This window comes from Acinetobacter sp. LipI_15 (assembly GCF_058242865.1).
The window spans coordinates 1,279,571-1,302,345 of the sequence record NZ_JBZAYN010000001.1 but is presented as its reverse complement, the minus strand read 5'-3'; the positions used below and the strand labels follow the sequence as shown (position 1 = coordinate 1,302,345).

20 protein-coding genes are annotated in these 22,775 nt (G+C 40.6%); 11 read left to right on the top strand and 9 right to left on the bottom strand.

Annotated features, from left to right (window positions below):
- The first annotated feature begins 18 nt into the window (after positions 1-18).
- The 7 genes from AC4CU0_RS06270 to alr all read left to right on the top strand — a co-directional run bounded on the left by AC4CU0_RS06270 (position 19) and on the right by alr (position 6,972).
- A complete protein-coding gene (locus AC4CU0_RS06270) occupies positions 19-2,136 on the top strand; it encodes a PA5441 family protein (protein ID WP_490742718.1) in 2,118 nt (705 codons plus the stop codon).
- A 6-nt stretch (positions 2,137-2,142) separates the two neighbouring features.
- Entirely contained in the window at positions 2,143-2,931 is a 789-nt protein-coding gene (locus AC4CU0_RS06265) for a DUF3142 domain-containing protein (protein WP_180007955.1), read from the top strand.
- Positions 2,932-3,088: 157 nt separating this feature from the next.
- The gene (rpsF, locus tag AC4CU0_RS06260; protein WP_004696436.1) at positions 3,089-3,475 is read left to right on the top strand and encodes a 30S ribosomal protein S6; all 387 of its coding nucleotides are present in this window, start codon (positions 3,089-3,091) and stop codon (positions 3,473-3,475) included.
- Between the two features lie 12 nt (positions 3,476-3,487).
- Positions 3,488-3,715, top strand: coding sequence for a 30S ribosomal protein S18 (rpsR, locus tag AC4CU0_RS06255; protein WP_004278792.1), 228 nt, complete (start codon positions 3,488-3,490; stop codon positions 3,713-3,715).
- 9 nt (positions 3,716-3,724) lie between these two features.
- Positions 3,725-4,171 (top strand): 50S ribosomal protein L9, encoded by a 447-nt coding sequence (gene rplI / locus AC4CU0_RS06250; RefSeq protein ID WP_078188585.1) that lies wholly within the window; start codon positions 3,725-3,727, stop codon positions 4,169-4,171.
- A 239-nt stretch (positions 4,172-4,410) separates the two neighbouring features.
- The gene (gene dnaB / locus AC4CU0_RS06245; protein ID WP_078188586.1) at positions 4,411-5,850 is read left to right on the top strand and encodes a replicative DNA helicase; all 1,440 of its coding nucleotides are present in this window, start codon (positions 4,411-4,413) and stop codon (positions 5,848-5,850) included.
- A gap of 48 nt (positions 5,851-5,898) precedes the next feature.
- The gene (gene alr, locus AC4CU0_RS06240) at positions 5,899-6,972 is read left to right on the top strand and encodes an alanine racemase (protein WP_180073997.1); all 1,074 of its coding nucleotides are present in this window, start codon (positions 5,899-5,901) and stop codon (positions 6,970-6,972) included.
- Positions 6,973-7,068: 96 nt separating this feature from the next.
- Here the strand turns inward: alr and AC4CU0_RS06235 are convergent, their stop codons facing one another.
- The 4 genes from AC4CU0_RS06235 to AC4CU0_RS06220 are packed head-to-tail and all read right to left on the bottom strand — an operon-like array spanning position 7,069 to position 10,769.
- Positions 7,069-7,803, bottom strand: coding sequence for a proteasome-type protease (locus AC4CU0_RS06235; protein ID WP_168377741.1), 735 nt, complete (start codon positions 7,801-7,803; stop codon positions 7,069-7,071).
- 17 nt (positions 7,804-7,820) lie between these two features.
- Entirely contained in the window at positions 7,821-8,600 is a 780-nt protein-coding gene (locus AC4CU0_RS06230) for a transglutaminase family protein (RefSeq protein ID WP_168377742.1), read from the bottom strand.
- Complete coding sequence (locus tag AC4CU0_RS06225) at positions 8,597-9,199, bottom strand: alpha-E domain-containing protein (protein WP_168377743.1); 603 nt, start codon at positions 9,197-9,199, stop codon at positions 8,597-8,599. The genes AC4CU0_RS06230 and AC4CU0_RS06225 overlap by 4 nt, the downstream gene beginning before the upstream one ends.
- 22 nt (positions 9,200-9,221) lie before the next feature.
- Positions 9,222-10,769, bottom strand: coding sequence for a circularly permuted type 2 ATP-grasp protein (locus AC4CU0_RS06220; protein ID WP_490742717.1), 1,548 nt, complete (start codon positions 10,767-10,769; stop codon positions 9,222-9,224).
- A 260-nt stretch (positions 10,770-11,029) separates the two neighbouring features.
- On the opposite strand from AC4CU0_RS06220, the gene AC4CU0_RS06215 reads away from it, so the two are divergent.
- Both AC4CU0_RS06215 and AC4CU0_RS06210 read left to right on the top strand, forming a co-directional pair.
- Positions 11,030-12,028 carry a helix-turn-helix transcriptional regulator gene (locus tag AC4CU0_RS06215; RefSeq protein ID WP_180102508.1) on the top strand — a complete coding sequence of 333 codons (999 nt, stop codon included), beginning with the start codon at positions 11,030-11,032 and terminating at the stop codon, positions 12,026-12,028.
- 840 nt (positions 12,029-12,868) lie between these two features.
- Positions 12,869-14,539, top strand: a complete 1,671-nt coding sequence (locus AC4CU0_RS06210; protein ID WP_180114059.1) for an FMN-binding glutamate synthase family protein — start codon at positions 12,869-12,871, stop codon at positions 14,537-14,539.
- A 451-nt stretch (positions 14,540-14,990) separates the two neighbouring features.
- Here AC4CU0_RS06210 and AC4CU0_RS06205 read toward each other — a convergent pair whose 3' ends face one another.
- From AC4CU0_RS06205 to AC4CU0_RS06190, 4 genes are read right to left on the bottom strand one after another with little or no spacing between them, the layout of a single operon-like run.
- Complete coding sequence (locus AC4CU0_RS06205) at positions 14,991-16,034, bottom strand: alpha/beta hydrolase (RefSeq protein WP_168377747.1); 1,044 nt, start codon at positions 16,032-16,034, stop codon at positions 14,991-14,993.
- The gene (locus AC4CU0_RS06200; protein ID WP_490742716.1) at positions 16,034-17,173 is read right to left on the bottom strand and encodes a YdcF family protein; all 1,140 of its coding nucleotides are present in this window, start codon (positions 17,171-17,173) and stop codon (positions 16,034-16,036) included. The genes AC4CU0_RS06205 and AC4CU0_RS06200 overlap by 1 nt, the downstream gene beginning before the upstream one ends.
- Positions 17,174-17,194: 21 nt before the next feature.
- Entirely contained in the window at positions 17,195-18,232 is a 1,038-nt protein-coding gene (gene murB, locus AC4CU0_RS06195; RefSeq protein ID WP_490742715.1) for a UDP-N-acetylmuramate dehydrogenase, read from the bottom strand.
- Between the two features lie 9 nt (positions 18,233-18,241).
- Positions 18,242-18,757, bottom strand: a complete 516-nt coding sequence (locus tag AC4CU0_RS06190; RefSeq protein ID WP_439737112.1) for a low molecular weight protein-tyrosine-phosphatase — start codon at positions 18,755-18,757, stop codon at positions 18,242-18,244.
- Between the two features lie 118 nt (positions 18,758-18,875).
- Here AC4CU0_RS06190 and AC4CU0_RS06185 point away from each other — a divergent pair, with 118 nt between their 5' ends.
- Both AC4CU0_RS06185 and AC4CU0_RS06180 read left to right on the top strand, forming a co-directional pair.
- Positions 18,876-20,036, top strand: coding sequence for an iron-containing alcohol dehydrogenase (locus AC4CU0_RS06185; protein WP_168377751.1), 1,161 nt, complete (start codon positions 18,876-18,878; stop codon positions 20,034-20,036).
- Positions 20,037-20,072: 36 nt separating this feature from the next.
- The gene (locus AC4CU0_RS06180; RefSeq protein ID WP_180041166.1) at positions 20,073-20,504 is read left to right on the top strand and encodes an acyl-CoA thioesterase; all 432 of its coding nucleotides are present in this window, start codon (positions 20,073-20,075) and stop codon (positions 20,502-20,504) included.
- Positions 20,505-20,525: 21 nt separating this feature from the next.
- Here the strand turns inward: AC4CU0_RS06180 and dnaX are convergent, their stop codons facing one another.
- Positions 20,526-22,745, bottom strand: coding sequence for a DNA polymerase III subunit gamma/tau (gene dnaX / locus AC4CU0_RS06175; protein WP_180161154.1), 2,220 nt, complete (start codon positions 22,743-22,745; stop codon positions 20,526-20,528).
- Positions 22,746-22,775: the final 30 nt, after the last annotated feature.

The window sequence follows — 22,775 nt, the reverse complement described above, 5'->3', positions numbered from 1 at the left end:
TATAAATAACTGTGCCTTATGTCTTCTCAACAAAAAATTCTTCGCTCTGCTCTTTTCACATCATTTATTCCTTTTGGCATTTTCTTTAGTGCACACAGTCATGCAGGTATGGATGTCTATTGTGAACCTTCGACAGAAATTCAGACCAATGCCTATACTGCATGCAATGAATTGCCTGCGCTCACGCCGGCAAATGACAATCAAACCAATATGCTGCTGTTGCTTAGCGATTTAGGCATTGCCAAATTTAATATTCAAGAAGAAAAATCCACTTTATGGACAACTAGCTATAGCAAAGTCCCTTTTGAAGTTTCCAGTCTTTTAGTGAATAGCCACAATAAATTGCCAAATGCACGCAAACCTCTAAAAGCACCAGATTTAAGCTATAACGAGCATTGCAATAGCCTGCAAAATGGTGCGCACGCGTTTATTCAACAAGTCAAAACCGACACTAAGCTTTCAAGCAGTGAAAAAGACATGTTGATCCACGAGCGTGAAAAAATTAATAACTGTGAAAACACATTAGCTTTACTGAGCGTGAATCCCAATTGGTCTGCCGCTGCACGTCAATATGTATCCTATTTAAATGCAACGATCTCTTTTTATAATGCTAACTTTTCCACAGCGACTAAGATTTATTCAGTACTAACCAATGTTGATCAAACGTGGTTAAAAGAAACTTCTCAATATATGCTTATTCGTAGCACCTTAAATGAAGCCTATCAAAGTGGTGTTGGTGAATATGGTGATTTAGTACATGACAAACTCAATCAAAACTTATTAACCACTTTTTTTAATAACATTACTCAGTACTTTAAGCTCTATCCGCAGGGTCAATATGCTGCAAGCGCACGCGGTTTATTAAGACGTGGTTTTTGGCTCAGCGGTAAACACGATTTACTGATCAATGAATATGTTTGGCAAATCAATCATCCAACATCCAGCGTCTATAATTTAGAATTGCCAAATCTACCTTATGAATTAGATCGACATGTTTTTCAAAGTAATAGACTCAATGTCAAAAATTTGAAAGATCCATTTTTTCTTAGCATTTATGACCTTATGCATATGCGCAAAAAAGAAATGGCCGATGATGTGGTCATTTCATGGGCTGAGTTAAACGCACAGAAAAAATATTTTAAAGATTCACCAGAACTGTTTCAGTATTTGCAGGCAAATCACTTATTTAATGTGCAAAACAAAGCACAAGAAGCACTCAAATATCTGCCACAACAAGTACCGAGCAGCATCAACAGTTATCTACAGTTGAGTCAGTTACTACTTAAAGGCCGTATTCTGGAAGCTAGTGGGCGAAATCAGGCCACTCAACAATATTGGGAAAACCTACTTTCCATCAGCAAAACCGCCGAACAACGTGGATTGGCTGAACTTATGCTCTATCGCTACTATGCTCAACAGCAAAATACTGCACAATTTATTGGTTCTTCAGCCAAAATCAAGCAAGCTTATCTACAGCAACAATATTTAGTCGATGCAGCGAATGAACAAAGTTTAATGTCTGTAGTCAAAAATAACGTGGCCACACAAGATCAAAAAAATGTTGCGCTTTATACCCTACTAAATAAGTCATTGGCTTATCAAAACTTTGATTTATTTAACCAAGCGTACCGTGAATTACCAAGCAACGCGGCTCAATTTAATACTGAACAAAACACTGCGGAGAAGTTTCGCAATCAGCCACCATTTGCAAATTTCTTATGGAAAGGTGCAAGCGTGAGCAATTCGATTAAATGTCCTGACTTGGCAACTTTGACCCAACAATTGCAAGTCAACCCAAAAGACCTGAGCCTTAATTTATGCTTAGGTGAATATGTGCGTAGTTCACAAGCCTATAACATACTAAATCTCAACTACCTGCCTGATCATTCACTGCAAAGTTTCAAGGGTACTTATTTTGCCCGTGGCGATGTATATAAAAACATTATTAAAACAGGGACAAAATCTGAATTAACGGCTTATGCGCTGTACCGTGCCATTCAATGTTATGCGCCAAGTGGCAATAATGAATGCCAAGACAAAGATGTAAATAAGTCGGTTCGAAAACAATGGTTTGATCAAATCAAACGCGACTATCCTGAAACCAGCTGGGCTAAATCTCTAAAATATTATTGGTAATTGATGATGATTTTGCAGGTGATCAAGTGGTCAAGAACATTTCGACTTTTGCTTATCTTGAGTATAGCTCTGTGTACAGCTTGCACACCGGCCCAATCTGGAAATACACAACAAGCTCAAACCGAATTACAGCAATGTGTTGATGCAGCACATTATTCAAGTTTTTGGATTTGGGGCAATATTTCTAGTAGCCCCTACTTACAGCAAGCCTCAGAGCTTTATATTTTACAAGGTGAAATGAATTGGAATAAACCTTTAAAGCAATCCGAGTTTATCCCACAAGGTATTCAAGTCCTCCATAAACCACAGCAGAAAATTTGGATTGTAATCCGTAGCCATCATTTACAATGGTCAAATAACAATATTCAGCAAATTTTGCAGCGGCTTAAACATTGGGAAAATAACGGCAATCAGATCCAAGGCTTACAAATCGATTTTGACGCCAAAACTAAAAACATTCATCAATATGCCTTATTCCTTGAAAATATACGAAAGCAACTACCTCAAAAATATCGTTTAAGCATTACTGGTTTAATGGATTGGACCAATGTTCAAGATCAGCAAACGCTCAGTATATTGCGCCGCAATATTGATGAGATCGCCATTCAAACTTATCGTGGTAGTGCCACGATCGAGAATTACACGAGTTATCTGAATAAAGTCTCAAAATTGAAACTACCCTATAAAATAGGCCTCGTACAACATGGCCGTTGGCACGCACCTCAACATTTAATTAATGATCCTTATTTTAAAGGTTATGTGGTGTTTTTATTGCGTACCGCTAATCGGCCTTAAACCATAAATAACTCAAGCATTTTAAATCCATGCCTTGTATTTCAAACTTAAACGCTCTAAAATTCACGCTTCGCAATTATTGCGACACAACTTTGGTTGTGACTCCTTGCTTCAATCAATTAATGATTGGGGCTGCCTAAACCGTAAGGAGCTGACAATGCGTCACTACGAAATCGTACTATTGGTACATCCAGACCAAAGCGATCAAGTTGTGGGTATGGTAGAACGTTACCTAACTCACATCAAAGAAGCTGAAGGTCAAATCCACCGTCTTGAAGACTGGGGTCGTCGTCAATTGGCTTACCCAATCAACAAGATCCACAAAGCTCACTACATTCTTATGAATGTTGAGTGTGGTCAAACTACTCTTGATGAGCTAGAAGAATTGTTCCGTTACAACGATGCAATCATTCGTAGCCTTATCATCCGTCGTGAAAACGCTATCACTGAAGAGTCACTATTGGCTAAGAGTGCTGAAGAAAAACGTGCGCGTAAAGCTCAACGTGAAGAAGCACAACAAGCTCAAGACTCTGCTGAAGCATAAGGAGAACATAACATGGCACGTTTTTACCGTCGTCGCAAGTTCTGCCGCTTTACAGCTGAGAACGTTACGTACATCGACTACAAAGATATCGACACTTTAAAACAGTACATCACTGAAAACGGCAAGATTGTTCCTAGCCGTATTACAGGTACTAAAGCTCGTTACCAACGTCAATTAGCGCTTGCTATCAAACAAGCTCGCTACTTGTCTTTGATCCCTTACACTGACAATCATAAGTGAGGTTGAGCTGTGGATATTATCTTATTACAACGCATTAAAAACCTTGGTAAATTAGGCGATAAAGTTTCAGTTAAAGCTGGTTACGGCCGTAACTTCCTTATCCCTCAAGGTAAAGCAGTTGCTGCTACTGAAGCTAACACTGCTGCATTTGAAGCTCGTCGTGCTGAACTTGAGAAACAAGAAGCTGAAGTATTAGCTGCTGCTCAAGCACGTGCTGACCAATTGAACGAAGTTAACATCGTGATCACTGCTAAAGCTGGTGACGAAGGTAAACTATTCGGTTCTATCGGTACTCGTGACATCGCTGACGCGTTAACTAATGCTGGTCTTGTTGTAGACCGCGCAGAAGTTCGTTTACCAAATGGTGCGCTTCGCAACACTGGTGAATTCAACATCGCAATCCAACTGCATCATGATGTTGTTGCAGAAGTTCTAGTTACTATCGTAGCTGAGTAATTTCTTGCAAAGAAAAGAGCATGCTTACGCATGCTCTTTTTTTATCTGTAAAAAATAGTGCTCCAACTTTTTTTATATTTTTAACTCTTCATTCAATTCAATGTATGACGAATTAATCGGAAATACTTGTTCGCATTTCTGTAGAAAACGCCTATCATTTCAGTTCAATGAAGAGTTGAAAAAACTGTAATTAGCACCCATTTCCATCACATTAAATGGTTTCAGCATCAGGGATTTTTATGTCACAGGCGAATGCCAGCAAGCCAAACTCTACGCCAACAGCAAAAACCACAGAACAAAGTTCGTTGAAAGAGTTTCGTACCCCACCCCATAACCTAGCGATTGAACAAGCTGTGCTTGCCGCACTGATGACCGTTGCAGAATCATTTGAGCAAGTGGGTGATGTACTGACTGAAGCTGATTTTTATGCGACCCGTCATAAATATATTTTCCGTGCAATCGATCAACTGTCAAAAGATAGCTCACCTTATGATGCGGTATTGGTCAATGATTGGCTGATTAAACAAAACTTGCTCGATGCTGCAGGTGGCGAAGAATATCTGATGCAACTGATGTCAGATTCACCTTCAAGTTTCTATAACCTTGAAACTTATGCTGCTAAAATTAAAGAGTTTTCAACTTTACGCAGCATGATTAAAGTCAGCTCAGAAATTTTACAAAATGCCTATGACACCAAAGGTCGTACGGTTAGCGAAATTTTAGATCTGGCAGAAACCAATATTTTCTCGATTGCCGAGCAACACAACAATAACGCCAAAGCACAAGGCCCTAAAGCTATTAACTCTGTCGTTGCTAGTGTTTTTGATAAGTTGAATGAACTTTCTCAAACTGAAGGCAGTATCACGGGTTTAACCACTGGATTTGTTGAACTTGATAATAAAACCTCAGGTATGCAAGCAGGCGATTTGATTATTGTGGCGGCCCGTCCATCGATGGGTAAAACTACTTTTGCCATGAACTTGGTTGAAAGTGTGCTGTTTAATAACAACCTGCCCGCTCTAGTTTACTCTATGGAGATGCCCGCTGACTCGATTGCCATGCGTTTGATATCCTCGTTCGGTCGTGTACACCAAGGGCATTTACGTGCAGGTAAAATGGATGCAGATGAATGGTCGAAAGTAACCAGTACCATTGTGCATCTCCAAGAAAAGAATTTGTATATCGATGACTCGTCTGCACTACCTCCAACGGAAGTACGTGCCCGCGCGCGCCGAATTGCCAAAATGCACGGCGGTAAACTTGGCTGCATCATGGTCGATTACTTGCAGCTTATGAAAGTACCCGGTATGGGCGATAACCGTGTTGGCGAGATCTCAGAAATTTCCCGAAGCTTAAAAGCACTGGCTAAAGAAATGCACTGCCCAGTAATTGCACTGTCACAGTTGAACCGATCACTGGAAAACCGTCCTAATAAACGCCCAGTGATGTCCGACTTACGTGAATCAGGTGCAATCGAGCAGGATGCCGATTTGATCATGTTTATTTACCGCGACGAGGTTTATAACAAAGAGTCTAAAGAAGCAGGTACTGCAGAAATTATTATTGGTAAACAGCGTAACGGTCCAATTGGTACTGTGCGTCTTGCCTTCGAAGGTCAATACACCAAATTTAGTAACCTCTCCCCTGAGTTTTATGCTCAGTATGATGATGAAGAGTAAAGACTCTTTATCATCCATTAATTCATCGACCCTGTAGGAGTATTTAGGGTGCGCCAAGCTACAGTTTATATTGATCAACAAGCACTTCAATATAATTTAAACCGTGTCAAACAACTTGCCCCAACCGCTAAAATTGTAAGCATGGTGAAAGCCAATGCTTATGGACATGGAGTTAAAGACTGCTTAGCAGCCTTAAAAGACAGTGATGCCTTCGGTGTTGCCTGCCTAGAAGAAGCCTTAGAAATTCGCGAACTGGGTTATGAACAACCCATTACTTTAATTGAAGGCATTTTCTCAGATGATGAAATGCAAATTATCATCGATAAAAAAATTGAATGTGTGGTGCATCATCAGCAACAACTAGATTGGTTACGTGCACATAAGGATGCCTATATTGCTCAAGGTCTGAAAGTTTGGGTCAAACTCAACAGCGGTATGAACCGTTTAGGTTTTAAAGTGCCTGAAATTATTGATGTCATCAATGCTTTAAAGGCGGAAGGTTTTACTTGCGTACTGGCGATGCACTTTGCCAATGCAGACGCAGAAAATCATCCTTTAAATGACCAACAACGTGAACAATTCTTACACGTAAAAGAAGCTTGTGCGCCAATCATGGGTTCGTGCTGTAACTCGGCTGCGATTTTCAAATGGCCAGAACTGAATTTTGATTTTGTTCGCCCAGGCATCATGCTATATGGCGCGACACCTTTCTCAGACCGTTCTGTAGAAGCATTAGATCTTAAACCGGTGATGACCTTTACCGCTGAAGTGATTGCTTTAAATACCATTCAAGCTGGTGAATCTGTGGGTTATGGATCGACTTTCGTTGCAGAACAAGAAATGAATCTTGCGATTGTGTCGATTGGTTATGGTGACGGTTATCCACGTGCCTTCCCTAAACAAAACTATGTATCCATCCATGGACAGAAAACGCGTGTGATTGGCCGTGTTGCCATGGATATGATTGCGATTGATATCACCGGTATGCATGCACCGATAGGCACTGAAGTTGAGCTTTGGGGCAAAGATCGTCTGGTTGATGACGTTGCAGAAGCGAACGGAACCATTGGCTATGAATTATTATGCCGTATGAGCGCGCGCCCTGTACGTAAATTAGCTTAATTACGCCAAATCAAAAAGCCCAGATCAAATCTGGGCTTTTTTTTATCTCGCTTTTTTTATTCACTTTTTAAATTGATCGATTTGTTGATCAAATGGTTATTGAAAATAGTCAGCTGTTGGTTTTGCCAATTCAATCAAACCCTGACGCAATGCTTCTGACCAGCCTTTACTGATCATGGTGAAATATGGGTCCTCTTCATAAATGCGCTTACCATTTGGTATTTCTAAACTGTCTTTTTTATAAACCAAAGCATCTAAAGGCATACCCACTGACACATTTGAGCGTATCGTTGAATCAAAAGAAATTAAGCTACAACGCATTGCTTCATCGAGCGGCATATCGTAACGCAAAGTTCGGTCGAGTATCGGCTTGCCATATTTGCTTTCGCCAATTTGAAAATATGGGGTATCTGGTGTCGCACAAATAAAGTTGCCTTGTGGATAGATGTTATATAACTGCATATCCGCACTGCCAATTTGACCGCCTACCAATAAACTACAGTAATAATTACTTTGTTCTAAAATATCTGAGGTGACATCTGAGATGACTTTTTTTAAGGTATGCCCGACCAATTCAGCCACTTCGAACATCGTATTTACACTATATAAATTCGGCTCTTGTTTGACCTCTAGCTGATTTTGTAAATGCCCAATGACCGCTTGTGTTGTGGCTAAATTTCCAGAGGTTTGGATGGTAATAAATCGCTCACCCACAATACCAAAGGAATAAAGTTTGCGAAAAACTGAAATATGGTCAACACCTGCATTTGTCCGTGTATCACTGATAAATACCATGCCATCTTTTAACCGTAATGCACAACAATAGGTCATTTTTATCCCTCAAATGATTAACAACTCAGCACTTGTACAATTGAGCTCATAGACTCAATACCACCTTTATCACGAACGCCTCGAACTGGAGCTACATCCCAGTAGTCCCGCCCAATCGCAACATAAATATGTGATTGTGGTGTAAATAGCTGATTACTGACATCAAAACAATACCATTTATTTTCGATATAGACTTCTACCCAAGCGTGACTGGCAAGGTGGCTACTATTCGGCACAAATAAATACCCAGAAATATAACGTGCAGGAATACCCAAATAGCGACACATTGCGATCATGACATGGCTATGATCCTGACATACCCCTTGCTTATGATGAAAAGCATCAATCGCTGAAGTATGTACCGATGTTTGATTCGATACATAGGGAATATGCGCCAATATCGCTTCAGCCAAACGAATCAGATTGGCACGATTGATACGAGGGACATAGCAATCGGCAAAACTTTTCATGTGAATATCGTACTGCGTACTCGGCGTTGGCTGTAAAAACAATTTCGGGTTTAAATCATCCGCATTTGAATCATTTGAACTCAAATTCATCTCTACGATGCCCTGCGCCATAATGGTCATTTGCAGATAAGGTTCGCGCTGCGTTGTGGTCAACCACACATTACCAAAAGTATCCAATTGCATATCACGCTGCCCCGGCACACTCACATCCCAATTTTGCACTTGTTGATGCGCATTGGTGGACGGGGTCATTTTGATATATTGAATGCTTCTGTTTACCACATCAGTGTAAACATAATGGGTCTGATGGTTGATCATGAGCCTCATACAGCCACCTCAAACATATTTTGGATATGATCACTGAAATGGTAGAAGTTTTGGCTATTCGGCTGCTGTTTAAGTGCCAACCATGCCTCTTGCACGCTTTCCCATCCAAACTGAACCAAAGCCATGACAATATGTTCAATCTTCGCTAGGGTGTGTTGAATGTCCTGCTGCATGCGTAACTGGCGATCAAGCTGCTCTATGGCTTGTCCTAAACTAAAAAATAAAAATACATCTTCAGATTCGGACTCTAAAACATCTTGGCAATCTGTTACCACGTCACAGATATAACCAGGGTTATCACTCGCATTACGAATTAAACGGCTGAGTTCTGCATAACTTTTTGCTGAAAGTACACCCCTTAAGTCCTGAATATTACTTTGCGCATATTGAAATTGGCTGGAAAATGACGCCGGCTGCTCCGCATTTAAAACTAACTCATTCATTGAGTCGGCATCAAATGCTGGCAAACAAAAAGCATGTGCATAGTTCAATGCCGTATCAACATCTTGAAAAGGGAAAATACTGCATAAATATTGAGTACGTGCTAAATAACGCCCCAACCAAAAAATATGTTCTGCATTACTGTTTAATAAAATCATGTTTTGCTCCTTCACTGGAGTGCTATGAGCGTAAATCGTCTACTACCCACGTATCTTTAATGCCGCCGCCTTGAGAAGAATTCACTACCAATGAACCTGCTTGCATCGCGACACGAGTTAAGCCACCCGGTACAATTTCAGTTCGATATGGTGAACTCAGTACAAATGGGCGTAAATCGATATGGCGTTCCGAAACACCCGCCTCACTTAGGGTTGGGCTGACAGATAAATTTAAAGTCGGCTGTGCAATATATAAATGTGGTGCTGCGGCCACTTTATCTTTAAAGCTATTTAATTCTTGTAAAGAGGCTTGCGGACCGATCAGCATGCCGTAACCACCTGAACCCTGCGCTTCTTTGACCACCAATTTTTCGATATTCGAGAGCACATAATCCAATTCGTTCTGCTCACGACATTGATAGGTAGGCACATTTTTCAGGATCGCTTGTTCGCCTAAATAGAAATGAATCATTTTATCCACATATGGATAAATCGATTTATCATCTGCTACGCCTGTTCCCGGTGTATTTGCAATGACCACATTATGTTGCATATACGCTGACATGAGCCCTGCTACGCCCAAAGTACTGTCAGGTTTGAAACATAATGGATCGAGAAAAGCATCATCCACACGACGATAAATTACATCAACCTGTTGTCGGCCTTTAATGGTTTTCACATAAACCTTATCGTTTTCTACATAAAGGTCACGCGATGTCACTAAGGGTACATCCATCTCCCTTGCCAAAAAAGCATGTTCATAATAAGCACTGTTAAAACGCCCTGGGGTTAAAACCACGATAAACGGGTTATCGACGTAGGCATTTTCTGCAAGAATTTCACGTAAAAGCTGCGGATACTGCTCAATCCCCATGATGTTGCTTTGCTGGCAAAGTTCAGGCATCAGTTTTTGACTGATCTTACGGCTTTCTAGCATATACGACACACCAGACGGTGTTCTAAGATTATCCTCAAGGACGTAAAATTCGCCTGATTGATCTCGGATGATATCAATGCCACTGATTTGGCTATAAATTTTACCTTTTAGCCCATGCATATACATTTGTGGCAAATAGGCTTCATGGGTTAAGACTTGCAGTTCAGGAATAATTCCTGCTTTTAAAATATCTTGTTGATGATAGACATCATGTAAAAACAGATTGAGTGCTTTCACGCGCTGTGCGCAGCCTAGAGATAAATTATTCCATTCCTTTCGTGCAATCACACGAGGAATAAGATCATAAGGTATGGTGCGTTCAATGCCCTCATCTTCGCCATACACTGTAAAGGTAATGCCTTCATAGAGAAAATGTTGTTTTGCAACCTGATTCAGCTGCTTCAATTCATCAAGCGTATGCTGTGATAACCACTGCTCTATCCGTTGGCATGATTCTTTAGCTACCGTTTTGCTGTCGCGCATTTCATTAAAAAAATCCGAATAAAATTGATTAAACAGCGCATGTCCTCGAGCAAGAGGTAAATTTTTTAATGTAGAGACAGAAGTATTGACTAACTTTGCCTCATAACCCTCAATTCCATTTGAAGTTGTATTACGATTTTCTTTCAGCATAGCAACTCCATGTTTTTGTCATGTTTTGTAAATCAGATAAAGCAATATATATGCCATCAATACATATGCTGCTTCTCTTTGATTATTTATGCATCATTTTTGCAAAGTGGTACAGCATGTAACTGCTCAAGTTGTGTCAAATTGCGTTATTAAAATCATCTTAGTTTTTTCAGATGAAGACTTGCTTAACGCAGGAAGATTTCTTATTGTGTCCCACAGCATCATTTTATTCATTTAAGTCCAAGTTCAAGCACTAGATTATGTCTTCACAAGAAAAAGAAACGTCGAACAGCCTCTATCGTCAGTGGCAAATTCTTTCACGACTGTCCACAGGTAAGTGGATGGGTACGCGTGAATTACAAGAAATACTGAACCGTGAAGGCATTGATATCAGCCTACGCACCATTCAGCGTGACTTAAATCAAATTTCTCTGCGTTTCCCAATTGAGAGTAGTAAAACAACGCCACAAGGCTGGCGTTGGCGTTCTGATGCACCGATTCAAAGCTTGCCACATATGACTAGCTCACAAGCGGTCACCTTTATGATGGTTGAGGAACACCTAAAACATTTGCTTCCACCAAGCTTAATTGAAGAAATGAATCCTTGGTTTGACCTCGCACGTCGGAGCCTGTCGTCGCAAAATAATGTTCGTCAGTGGATTAACCGCGTGCGTATCGTGCCAGCAACTCAGCCATTGATTCCACCAGTGGTTGAAAAGGCCGCACAGCAATCGATTTATGAAGGTTTACTACAAGACAAACAACTTGAATGTCTATATCAAGGTCGTGGACAGCAAAGCGAAGAAAAGACCTATATTTTAAATCCACTGGCTTTGGTCCAAAAAGGTGCAATTATTTATTTGGTGTGCACACGTCATGACAAAACAGACATCCAAACCTTTGCTTTACATCGTTTTAAATCTGCTACGGTCTTAAATTCACGTGCATTACACCCTGTCGATTTTGATATTGATGCCTATATTGACTCTGGAGCGCTTGGCTTCCGTGTGGACTTCAATAAACCGACTGAAATGATTCAGCTCAAATTAACCATGTCTGAAGCAGAGGCAGTTTATTTTGAAGAAAGTCAGCTAAGTAAAGATCAAGTGATTCAAAAAACCGAAGATGGCTGGGTTGAAGTTAGTGCAACAGTACCATTTACCTCTCAGTTAACATGGTGGCTGCGTAGTTTTGGGAAAAAGATTCAGAAAATTGAACCTGAAGAAGTCGCTATAGTTGTACAACAACGCAATGATTAAACCGATCTAAGGTTTTCTGCTACCTTAAATACTAACTAATGTTACGCACATAAAAGTAATTTCGCATTTTTAAAATGATTTTTAAGTCTATTCGACGGAGTCTTACATCTAGGGTTTAAATAAAGGAATTAGCCTTCGGCTGGAGGTACTTTTGTTTCGGCAAAAGTACCCAAAACCATTGTCATCCGAAAAACTCGTTCACTAACGTCTACTTATTCAAAGTATCGCAAAAACATTTTTAAATAAATGTAGTCCTGTCTCAAACACTTGCGGATGACCTTACCGCGTATCATTCTTTTATTTGAGGTGACAACTTCTAACGCATAATGAATATCTAGTACATTATTTATGCTTAGATTTTCCCTTAAAATATCAACACATAAAAAAGTCCCAACGCTGGGACTGGATAATTTCTTAGAATATTTTTGTAATTTTAGTCGTTTAGGTCAAAGGAACTACAGCATAAGTATCTGCTGAATACCTTATGCCGTAGCGCTAATTTCTCATGGCTATAATCAATTACTGACATAGGCAGGCTAGGTCGGCATTATTATAACGAATAGATTTCATAGTCATATTCAGCACCTCGTGTTTAGAAAGTAAAATCACTTTAACCTCCATTTTGCGCACTGTGAAATAACAAGAACCGCGCTACTTTTCACAAATTTTCTTAAAGAACATTCCTGCTTTTCTTATCTGATTTGGCTTTAAATGAAAATTTCATCCAACTTGAGTGCTGCTTTTTATAAATGCTACACTGAATCAACAAATTAAAGCTTGAGCATTGTGCATAAACTCGGCAAATTATGAGCAAATGAGCTGAATAAGATTTTTCAAAATATGGCCAGTCCAGCGCAAACTATTCGCCACAAGCTACTGAATACTTTTTTTTCTCGGCATTCCATTTGGTTTGTTTGTATTTTTATCTTCCTACTCATTTCGAGTTTTCATTTAGGTTATTCCCCTCGTTATATTCAATATTTTATTCCACAGACCTTATTGAATAGTATCTGGGTCATTACTGGGCTTTTGAGTTTATTGGGTTTGTATGACGTCATACAAAACAAACATTCTATCTTAAAAAATTACCCCATCATGGGGCACTTTCGTTTTCTTTTTGAAGAATTTCGACCTGAAATTCGCCAATATTTTATTGAATCTGATCAAGATGCACTGCCCTTTTCTCGTATGCAGCGTAGTTTGGTCTATCAACGTGCAAAAAACCAAAATGCAGATAAACCATTTGGTTCAATTGTTGATGTATACCAAAATGATTACCGCTTTATCAATCACTCCTTGTCACCTTGCATTCCTGCCATTCCTGAAACATTCCGTATTAACATCGGTAATGAACAATGTAAGCAACCGTATAGTGCATCGATATTAAACATTTCTGCGATGAGCTTTGGTAGCTTAAGTGCCAATGCCATTCGTGCCTTAAACTTAGGTGCAAAAATGGGCAATTTCTACCATGACACCGGTGAAGGCAGTATTAGTCCGTATCACTTGGAAAATGGTGGCGACATTGTTTGGGAACTCGGTAGTGGTTACTTTGGCTGTCGTACCATTGATGGTCAATTCGATCCTGTACGTTTTGCTGAACAAGCCAAGCACCCTCAAGTCAAAATGATTGAGATCAAATTATCTCAAGGTGCAAAACCAGGCCATGGTGGTATTTTACCTAAAGACAAAATTTCCGAAGAGATTGCTCAAATCCGTGGTGTCAGCCGTGAACATGACTGTATCTCTCCATCTAGCCATCCTGCCTTTAGCACCCCTATTGAAATGATGCAATTTATTCAGCAATTGCGCGAGCTTTCCGAAGGTAAACCTGTAGGCTTTAAACTGTGTATCGGGCAACCGTGGCAATTTATGAGTATCGTAAAAGCTATGTTACATACAGGGATTACACCCGATTTTATCGTGGTAGATGGTTCTGAAGGTGGGACTGGCGCAGCACCGATTGAATTGATTGATAATATGGGTACACCCCTGCGTGAAGGCCTACTCTTTGTTAATAACACCCTGATTGGTGCAGGCTTACGTTCAAAAATTAAAGTCGGTGCCAGTGGTAAAATTATTAGTGCTTTTGATATTGCCAGTACCATGGCAATTGGTGCAGATTGGGTCAACTCAGCTCGTGGCTTTATGTTTGCAGTTGGGTGTATTCAAGCTCAAAGCTGTCATACCAACCAATGTCCAGTTGGCGTTGCGACACAAGACAAAGACCGTCAAAAAGCCATCCATGTTCCGACCAAAGCAGAACGTGTTTTTAATTTCCACAAAAATACCTTGCATGGCTTATCTGAACTTATTGCTTCAGCAGGTTTACAACATCCATCTGATATCCGTGCGCACCATCTAGCGCAGCGGATTAATAACCGTGAAATTAAAAACTATGCACAGCTACATTTTTGGTTAAAAGATGGTGAGCTGCTCAGTTGTGAAAATAAAGATGAAGAAAACTTCTATTTCCGTATGTGGAATATGGCTCATCTAGAAAAGTTCTGATTCCTCCACCCAAAAAAAAGAGGCGACTACGCCTCTTTTTTTCGTCTAGATCCATCACACTGATTAAGGTAAGCTGTGCTCAATCGTCAATTAGTAACTGATGTTACGCGCGTAAAAGTAAATACGCATTTTTTAAAATAATTTTTAAGCCTATTCGACGGAGTCTTACATCTAGGGCTTAAATAAAGGGATTAGCCTTCGGCTGGAGGTACTCTTACGAAACGTTGTTTCTCATTTGGTAAAATGAGAAGCGTGCTTCGCAAGGAAACCATCTTGCGGTGCAATGCACCTCACCCGCAAAACTCGTTCACTAGCGTCAAATTATTCAAAGTATTGCAAAAACATTTTTGATTAGGAGTAGTCCAGTCTCAAACACTTGCGGATGACCTTCCCGCGTATCGTACTTTTATTTAAATCAAATTACGCTCCTGATGTTAGTGCGTAACATCAGTTAGTAATAAGACTTACTGTTGGATTGAGCATGCAAGAATGCCGGGATCAAACCTGTTAATGCAGCACGAATATCGGCACGTTCATTAATCAGCTGATGTGAACCTTCTTCAAGCATGAGAAGCGTCTGTAAACGGAATTTACGACGTATAAACTCAATGTTATAACGCCAATCCACCGTCTGATCCTGTGCACCTTGGGCTAACCACACTGGAATACGACACGCAGGTCGTTCTTCCATTTCCTGCATCCATTTTGACATGGCCAAAATCCAGTCCATGCCCATCATTCGAGGTTGTAGAGGATCTTTTAAACGTACAAAACGTAAAAACTCAGGGTTGTGATTATTCCGTCTAAAATGACGGGGCACTTCACGTTTAATACGACGAATAATGCCTAATCCAACCGAGTTATGCCACCATGCCGTTTTTGCAGGGCGAATCAGCGGAGATAATAATAAAACCCGTTCGACATAAGGGTTTTTGCGATGTTCAGCAAAATCTAACAGATGATGCAGCCAAATCGCACCACCCGTACTCTGCCCAATCCCTAACCATGGGGTTGGTAGTTGAGCTGCATGTTTCACATAACGATATACCGCTTCCAAAACTTGTTGGTAATGGTCAAAGTTTTGAATACTGGCTGGCGAGCCATTGCTTAGACCATGCCCCGGTAAATCATAGGTCAAAACACTAAAACCTTGATCTAAGAGCTCACGAATAATCGGCTGATATATTCCACTATGCTCTAAATAACCATGTAATAAAAATACAGTGCCTTTAATGACATCTGTTTCAGCCTTTAGTTTCGGTTGAAACACTTGTACATGTAGTTTGAACAAAGGCATTTCTACATAGCCTTGCCAATGTTCGCAGTTCAAGGCATCTAAGCCGTAGAGTCGTCGATAAGATTGTATTTCGACACTAGGCTCAAACGGCCGATTTAAATTTAGCGGTTCTAATAATTGTGGGGTTAATTCTCGACTTGGAACAGGAAGATCTAATTGTTTAAGGATCGAAGGATTAAGAAATGGGATATCTGACATTATGGGACCTCCCGACAGTCACTTGAGCCAAACCAAACGTCACGTAAGGTAGCTAATAATTCATAATTGGCACGACGACTATGGTCATAATTTTTTTCACTTGGTCGCCATGTGGTTAATGTCGTTGGCATAGGTGCAACAACAGGAATGGTTTCGATACCATTTAATGCAAATAAACGACGTGTTCGAGGCATATGATATTGGTCGGTGATTAAAATAACGGTCGGTGCGCCGCCTTTTTTCTGCAAAAGCAACGAACTAAACCGTGAGTTTTCGCAAGTATTCATACTGCGGTCTTCTAGCAATTTCGCATCGACATCATATTGCTTTAACCATGCTTGCATATACGGTGCTTCTACACCACTCAGTACAATCGGTAACTTATTTGCACGTTCGACATCGAGTGTTTTTTCCAGTCGAAGTCGAGTGTAGTCATTCACTACGATATCTTTATCATTTTTATCTAAGGTTAAACCACCACCTAACACCACGATCGCATACGGCTCTGCGGTTGGCTGCTTCAGGGTTTTATCTTTCATTTTGGCAAGATCAAGATAAGTTTCATCATCGATCGGTTCTGCTTCTGAAGCAGCTTTCTCTATTTCATGGGTTTTTAAGAACTCCGTATATTGAGTCATCAATCCTTTATTTTCCGCACTATTGAGCTCAAGCAGCTCTTTCATTTTTTGAGCAGGATTTTCCGCCAATGCTTCAGAAGATGCCGCCTCGGACGCAGAAGGATTCAGCAGAGGTACTTTCGGTGTGTCCTTTTGACTATCATTCTTTTCTTTTTCATGTTCTTCTTCAATGAGCTGCTGTAACGCCTTATAACGTGCTTGTATAAGGGTTAAATCTTGAGGCTCATCAGACTGTATGGCTTGCTCCATGAGTTTTAAATACGCTTGGCGCGCTATCCATAAGTCAGAACCCGGCTCATAGTTATCATCGTCACTCAAAGCGCCGAGTTTTTGACTTTGCGCTGCGAGCTGATTGACTTCTACTGGAACGAAATAATTTAAACTTTTAACGATCAATTTAGAATAAAACGGCGTATAGATAAAAATCATTAGACAGCCCAAAAGTACAAATAGCACTGCGGCAATTTGTACTAAGCGAACCATCCAATGTGTTTTATGCATAAATCTAAAACCTATGTGTTTTTATTGATCTGCGTGAGATCGAATCAAGCCATTTGTATCAAATAATACAGGCTCAGGATGTAGTTCAATATTAAATTTTTCAAAAACATCATGTTGTACAGCTTTGTAAGTTGTACGTACATCTTGCAGCGTGGCGTCTTGGTAATTGACCAATACCAAAGCTTGCTTATGGAACATACCCACTGAACCTACTGATTTCCCTTTCCAACCCGCTTGATCAATCAACCAGCCCGCTGCCAGTTTTACCGCATTATTCGGCTGCGGGTAATGGGGTAAATTTGGAAATTGCAGCGCAATTTGGTCAAAGACTTGCTGGCTAATCACGGGATTTTTAAAGAAACTTCCGACATTTGGAAATTCTTTGGGATCTGGCAGTTTGGTTTGACGGATATGAATGACTTGTTGTTGTAGGTTTTCTGCACTTAAGTCTTCGCCTACCGCCTGCTTTAAATCACCATAATTTAATTTTAAATCGGCATGTTTTAAAAGTTTAAACGTGACATGCGTAATAATAAAACGCTCTGGCTCATCTTTAAAAATACTATGGCGATATGAAAAATGACAATCGGCAGCGCTAATACTACTTTGCTGTTCTGTTACTCGGTCATAGACCTGCACAGATTCAATAAATTCACCCGCTTCAACACCATAAGCTCCAATATTTTGCACAGGTGAAGCACCGACTAAACCAGGTATCAATGCTAAATTTTGTAAGCCATAAAACTGGTGTGCCGTCGTCCATAGCACAAAGTCATGCCACACTTGCCCTGCACCCACTTTTAAAGTTTGGGTTGCGGCATCGTCTTGTACATATTCAATCCCTTGAATATCCATGTGCATCACTAAAGCATGAATTTGCTCAGGCAACAGCATATTACTGCCTCCTGAAAGTACCAATACATTTAATTGCTCAGCTTTGGCAAAGTCGAGCGCTGCTTGGATATCTTCTACCGATTGAACACGTACATAATGAGATGCTACAGCATCGAGGCTTAATGTATTAAATGGCTTAAGCTGAACCTGAGTTTGAATTTGCATTCTTAAACCTTAATTTTTTTGCTGTGCTTGTAACTGAGTTTTTAAATAATTGACCCACGCCTGACTGCTAGATTCGCATTGATCTAATACATGTTCAAACCCTGCATCACCACCATAGTACGGATCTGGTACTTCTTGTTGCGGATATTGGTGATCATGTTGACTCATCAAAGACACTTGTGCACGTAGTTGACCGAATTGTTGCTGCGCCTTTTGCATGAGGTTTTGAATATTGTCTAAATTTTCGTAGTCCATGGCCAAGATCAAATCAAATTCAATAAAATCATGAACTGTTAATTGACGTGCACGTAATGCAGATAAGCTATAGCCACGTAATTTTGCATGCTTTTGGCTACGTAGATCTGGCGCTTTGCCCGGATGATAATTGCTCGTACCCGCAGAATCGACGTGAATATTGAGTTGCGCTTCATCACAAAAATGTCTGAGAACCACTTCAGCCGTAGGTGAACGGCAAATATTTCCTAAACAAACACACAACACCTTATATGGCGTGCTGGATGACATAACAACCTCAAGACTACTTTTATTTCAAGCGTCTTATGTTAAGTTATTTACAGGATGAATCCTATATCAACACTCAAGAATAATGTTTATTTGGATATAAAAAATTAGGGATAAGCCAATGAGTCAATTTCAGTTTCAAACCGTCAGCAATATTATTTCAGGCTTAGGCTCTATTTCCCAACTGAGAGAGGTCCTAGACGACTTTCAAGCCAAACGTGTCATGCTTGTGACCGACCCCGGTATGTTGCAACAACAATTACATTTACCCATTTTGGATATTTTAGAAAGTATCCATCAAGATTATGTGATTTATTCCAGTATTCAAGCTGACCCTGCAGAACATATAGTTTTGGATGCAGTTCAATTTGCCAAGAATGAAAAAGTGGATTTGATTATTGGTTTTGGCGGTGGCAGTTCAATGGATGTGGCTAAAATTATTGCGATCTTGGCTCATCCTAAGCAAACACAACAGATCAGTGATTTATATGGTGTTGCTAATGCAAAACGACCACGCTTACCGCTCATTTTGATCCCGACAACGGCAGGGACCGGCTCTGAAGTCACACCAATCTCTATCGTCACTACAGGTGAAACCACCAAAACTGGTATCGTCTCCCCTGTACTGTATGCCGATGTCTGCATCCTCGATGCGAACTTTACATTAAATCTTCCCGCACACATTACCGCAGCGACCGGTATCGATGCCATGGTGCATGCCATTGAAGCCTATACATCAAAAATCAAAAAAAATCCGTATGCGGATATGCTCGCCAAACAAGCTTTGCGTTTATTAAATAAAAACTTAGCACTGGTTTTACAAGATGGACATAACCTCGAAGCGCGTCAGCACATGCTAGTCGGTTCAATGCTTGCAGGTCAGGCCTTTGCTAATGCACCAGTTGCAGCGGTGCATGCACTCGCCTATCCACTCGGTGGACACTTTCATCTCTCGCATGGTCATACCAATGCACTGGTTCTCGCTGAAGTGTTAAAGTTTAATGCACCTCAGGCCAAGCAGCATTATGCAGAACTTATGAGTTGGCTAGACCCATACAGTACGGGCTGTACCGATGGTTTATGTGATTTATTTATAGATCATATGCAAAATCATTTAGATCAGAGCGGTTTAGTGCTTAAACTCAGTCAACTCAATGTGCCTGAAAATATGCTCGATCGTTTAGCAGAAGACGCATTATTACAAACACGACTATTACAAAATAATCCGCGAGAACTGCAGTTTGAAGATGCTCGCCAGATTTACCAATCAATATATGCCTAAAGTTCACTCATTTTTGAAATAAAGAAAATACCAACGATGAAACCTGAAACTAAACGCCGCCAAAACTATCGATTTTTATTTCCAATCCAAACGCGTTGGGCAGACAACGATATGTATGGCCACGTTAATAATGTCACCTATTACAGCTATTTTGATACCGCTGCAAATGCACTCTTGATTCAACATGCCGGTTTTGATTTGCAAAATACCCCGATCATCGGTTTAGTGGTCGATTCAGCCTGCAGTTTTTTACAAGAACTGTCCTATCCAGAAATCATTGAAGTTGGGGTTGCGATTGAAAAAATTGGTAATTCTTCACTGCGCTATGACTTGGCTATTTTTAAACAAGGACAAAATGAGGCTGCAGCCCAAGGACATTTCGTACATGTGTTTGTCGACCGCCAAACACGAAAAAGCACCTCGATACCCGATGAAATGCGAGATGCTTTAACTCAGTTTTTACTTTAATTTTTATATCCAGCTTAAAACTTATTTGAGCTGGATATTTTGCAACTCACCATCAAAGCTTTTGAGTAAGTCTTTCACAACAGGCTCTGCATGTAATAACTCATTTGCACGTGCAAAGGCCTTTTCCTTGCGGACATGTTGTAAAGCATATGGTGTGGTTTCTTCGACATCTTCAAAGCTGATATGGAAACGACATTTTGACCATTGCGTATGAATCGCTTGTTCCAATACATGCTGTAATTGAGTCACTAAAGCTTCGTACCGCTTTGGAATATGGAAAGTCGATTCACCGTCAATCGTACCGCGCATAATTCCATGCTGCGCCAACTCTTGTACCGCAGGTGAAAGTTGACTATTACGGAACCAATACTCCCACTTTTCGACCGTCCACTCACCTTCTAGGTTTTGAGGCTGTAAAGTCAAAATATCTTGTGGCATCAAGGTAGAGGATGAACCCGTTTGAACAGCATCCGAAGAAACGGAACTTTGCGTAACTTGTGGTGATGCTAGATCAAAACCATTGTCGCCTTGAGCACCCGAAACTGATTCATTCACCACATGTTGTGGTTCAATGGCATTTATCAAATGTGGCTGAGCTGTTTCAGGCTCTACACTTTTTGACTCTAAAGCTGTTGGTTCTAAAGGTGCAATATCTTCAAAATTTATAGCGCTCACATCAACTTCTTCAGTTTCAGTACTCGGCGTCGGATCTAAATCAAATAATGTGTCTTCTGCCACGGCATCCATAACAAGCGTGTCATTTTGCTGTGTCGATACAGACTCAACCGGTGCAACCTCTTGCGTATCTAGAGTGCCATTTGCTGTAGATGCTGTAGAAGTTTGGCTTATTGCGTCTTCTTCAGGATCATCTAAAAAATCATCAGATGAAGGTTCATCGACTGCAGGTGCAGAAACATAGCCATCATCGTCATCATAATGTGAATCATCAAAATCATCGAAAGCTGGCGATGTGTCTACAGCGGGTACAGCTTCAGGCTGCTCAACAGTGGCAACCTGTGCAGCAGACTCAACAACGGTATTGGGTTTCTGCAAAGACTGTGTTTGAGTCGGCTGAACTGTTTCGGCCTGATTTTGAGCAAGCTGTGGCTGTGCGGCTGACTCTTGCTGTACGGCAGAGACCAACATTTCGTTTGGCTGTAATGGTCGGAATGCTAATAGACGTAGCACACACATCTCAAAACCTTGCTCTTGCGTGACTGCCAACTGCAAGTCTGCCCGACCTTTGCATGTGACTTGATAATACAACTGCAAATCTTGAGCTGAAATCAACTGCGACAATTGCATAATTTTTTGATTGATCTCAGCGCTATATTTCAACGCTAAGTCTGGCAAGTATTGTAATAATGCCAGTTCATGTAACGTTGAAATCAACTGATCTAATACCAGCGAAACATCCAGCGCTTGTTGACGGAATTGCATGAGTAAAGCACTCACGCGTTCACGCTGATTTTGATGAATGGCTAAAATCAAATCATAAATGATCGTACGGTCAATTAGGCCCAACATGTCTTTAACATCTTGGTGCTGAATTGAACCTTGACCATAGGCAATGGCCTGATCGGTCAGTGACAAAGCATCACGCAGTGAGCCTTGTGCCGACTCAGCAATTTGCCAAATCGCATCTTGCTCTGCTTGAATTTGTTCTTTTTGTAAGATATCTGTCAAATGCGATGTGATTTCATCCACGGCTAAAGGACGCAAAGTAAATTGCAAGCAACGTGAAATGACAGTAATCGGTAATTTTTGTGGATCTGTGGTTGCAAATAAGAACTTCACATGCTCTGGCGGTTCTTCGAGAGTCTTTAATAACGCATTAAATGAATGCGTAGAGAGCATATGTACTTCATCGATTAGATAAACCTTGAAGCGACCTTGCGTTGGTGCATAAGGAACGTTGTCGAGAAGTTCTCGGGTATCTTCAACTTTGGTCCGTGATGCCGCATCGATTTCAATTAAATCAATAAAACGACCTTCATTTACTGCTTTACACGTTGGGCAGACTTCACAAGGCGTTGAGGTTACACCTGTTTCACAGTTCAGACATTTTGCCAAAATACGGGCAATGGTGGTTTTACCCACGCCACGAGTACCTGTAAATAAATACGCATGATGTAACCGACCACGTTCTAAGGCACTGGTAAGTGCGCGTGACACATGGTTTTGCCCCACGAGTTCAATGAAATTTCGTGGACGGTATTTTCGTGCAAGTACTTGATACATGTATGCTCCTTTTTACAGGTGTAAGCATAC

What these genes read in the sequence shown, in the direction of transcription:
- AC4CU0_RS06200 (WP_490742716.1), bottom strand. Translation starts at nt 17,173, where the DNA reads ATGCATAAAACACATTGGATGGTTCGCTTAGTACAAATTGCCGCAGTG.
- AC4CU0_RS06270 (WP_490742718.1), top strand. Translation starts at nt 19, where the DNA reads ATGTCTTCTCAACAAAAAATTCTTCGCTCTGCTCTTTTCACATCATTT.
- AC4CU0_RS06230 (WP_168377742.1), bottom strand. Translation starts at nt 8,600, where the DNA reads ATGAGGCTCATGATCAACCATCAGACCCATTATGTTTACACTGATGTG.
- rpsR (WP_004278792.1), top strand. Translation starts at nt 3,488, where the DNA reads ATGGCACGTTTTTACCGTCGTCGCAAGTTCTGCCGCTTTACAGCTGAG.
- AC4CU0_RS06180 (WP_180041166.1), top strand. Translation starts at nt 20,073, where the DNA reads ATGAAACCTGAAACTAAACGCCGCCAAAACTATCGATTTTTATTTCCA.
- AC4CU0_RS06265 (WP_180007955.1), top strand. Translation starts at nt 2,143, where the DNA reads ATGATTTTGCAGGTGATCAAGTGGTCAAGAACATTTCGACTTTTGCTT.
- AC4CU0_RS06190 (WP_439737112.1), bottom strand. Translation starts at nt 18,757, where the DNA reads ATGTCATCCAGCACGCCATATAAGGTGTTGTGTGTTTGTTTAGGAAAT.
- AC4CU0_RS06235 (WP_168377741.1), bottom strand. Translation starts at nt 7,803, where the DNA reads ATGACCTATTGTTGTGCATTACGGTTAAAAGATGGCATGGTATTTATC.
- AC4CU0_RS06205 (WP_168377747.1), bottom strand. Translation starts at nt 16,034, where the DNA reads ATGTCAGATATCCCATTTCTTAATCCTTCGATCCTTAAACAATTAGAT.
- AC4CU0_RS06220 (WP_490742717.1), bottom strand. Translation starts at nt 10,769, where the DNA reads ATGCTGAAAGAAAATCGTAATACAACTTCAAATGGAATTGAGGGTTAT.
- AC4CU0_RS06185 (WP_168377751.1), top strand. Translation starts at nt 18,876, where the DNA reads ATGAGTCAATTTCAGTTTCAAACCGTCAGCAATATTATTTCAGGCTTA.
- AC4CU0_RS06225 (WP_168377743.1), bottom strand. Translation starts at nt 9,199, where the DNA reads ATGATTTTATTAAACAGTAATGCAGAACATATTTTTTGGTTGGGGCGT.
- AC4CU0_RS06210 (WP_180114059.1), top strand. Translation starts at nt 12,869, where the DNA reads ATGGCCAGTCCAGCGCAAACTATTCGCCACAAGCTACTGAATACTTTT.
- rpsF (WP_004696436.1), top strand. Translation starts at nt 3,089, where the DNA reads ATGCGTCACTACGAAATCGTACTATTGGTACATCCAGACCAAAGCGAT.
- murB (WP_490742715.1), bottom strand. Translation starts at nt 18,232, where the DNA reads ATGCAAATTCAAACTCAGGTTCAGCTTAAGCCATTTAATACATTAAGC.
- dnaX (WP_180161154.1), bottom strand. Translation starts at nt 22,745, where the DNA reads ATGTATCAAGTACTTGCACGAAAATACCGTCCACGAAATTTCATTGAA.
- AC4CU0_RS06215 (WP_180102508.1), top strand. Translation starts at nt 11,030, where the DNA reads ATGTCTTCACAAGAAAAAGAAACGTCGAACAGCCTCTATCGTCAGTGG.
- dnaB (WP_078188586.1), top strand. Translation starts at nt 4,411, where the DNA reads ATGTCACAGGCGAATGCCAGCAAGCCAAACTCTACGCCAACAGCAAAA.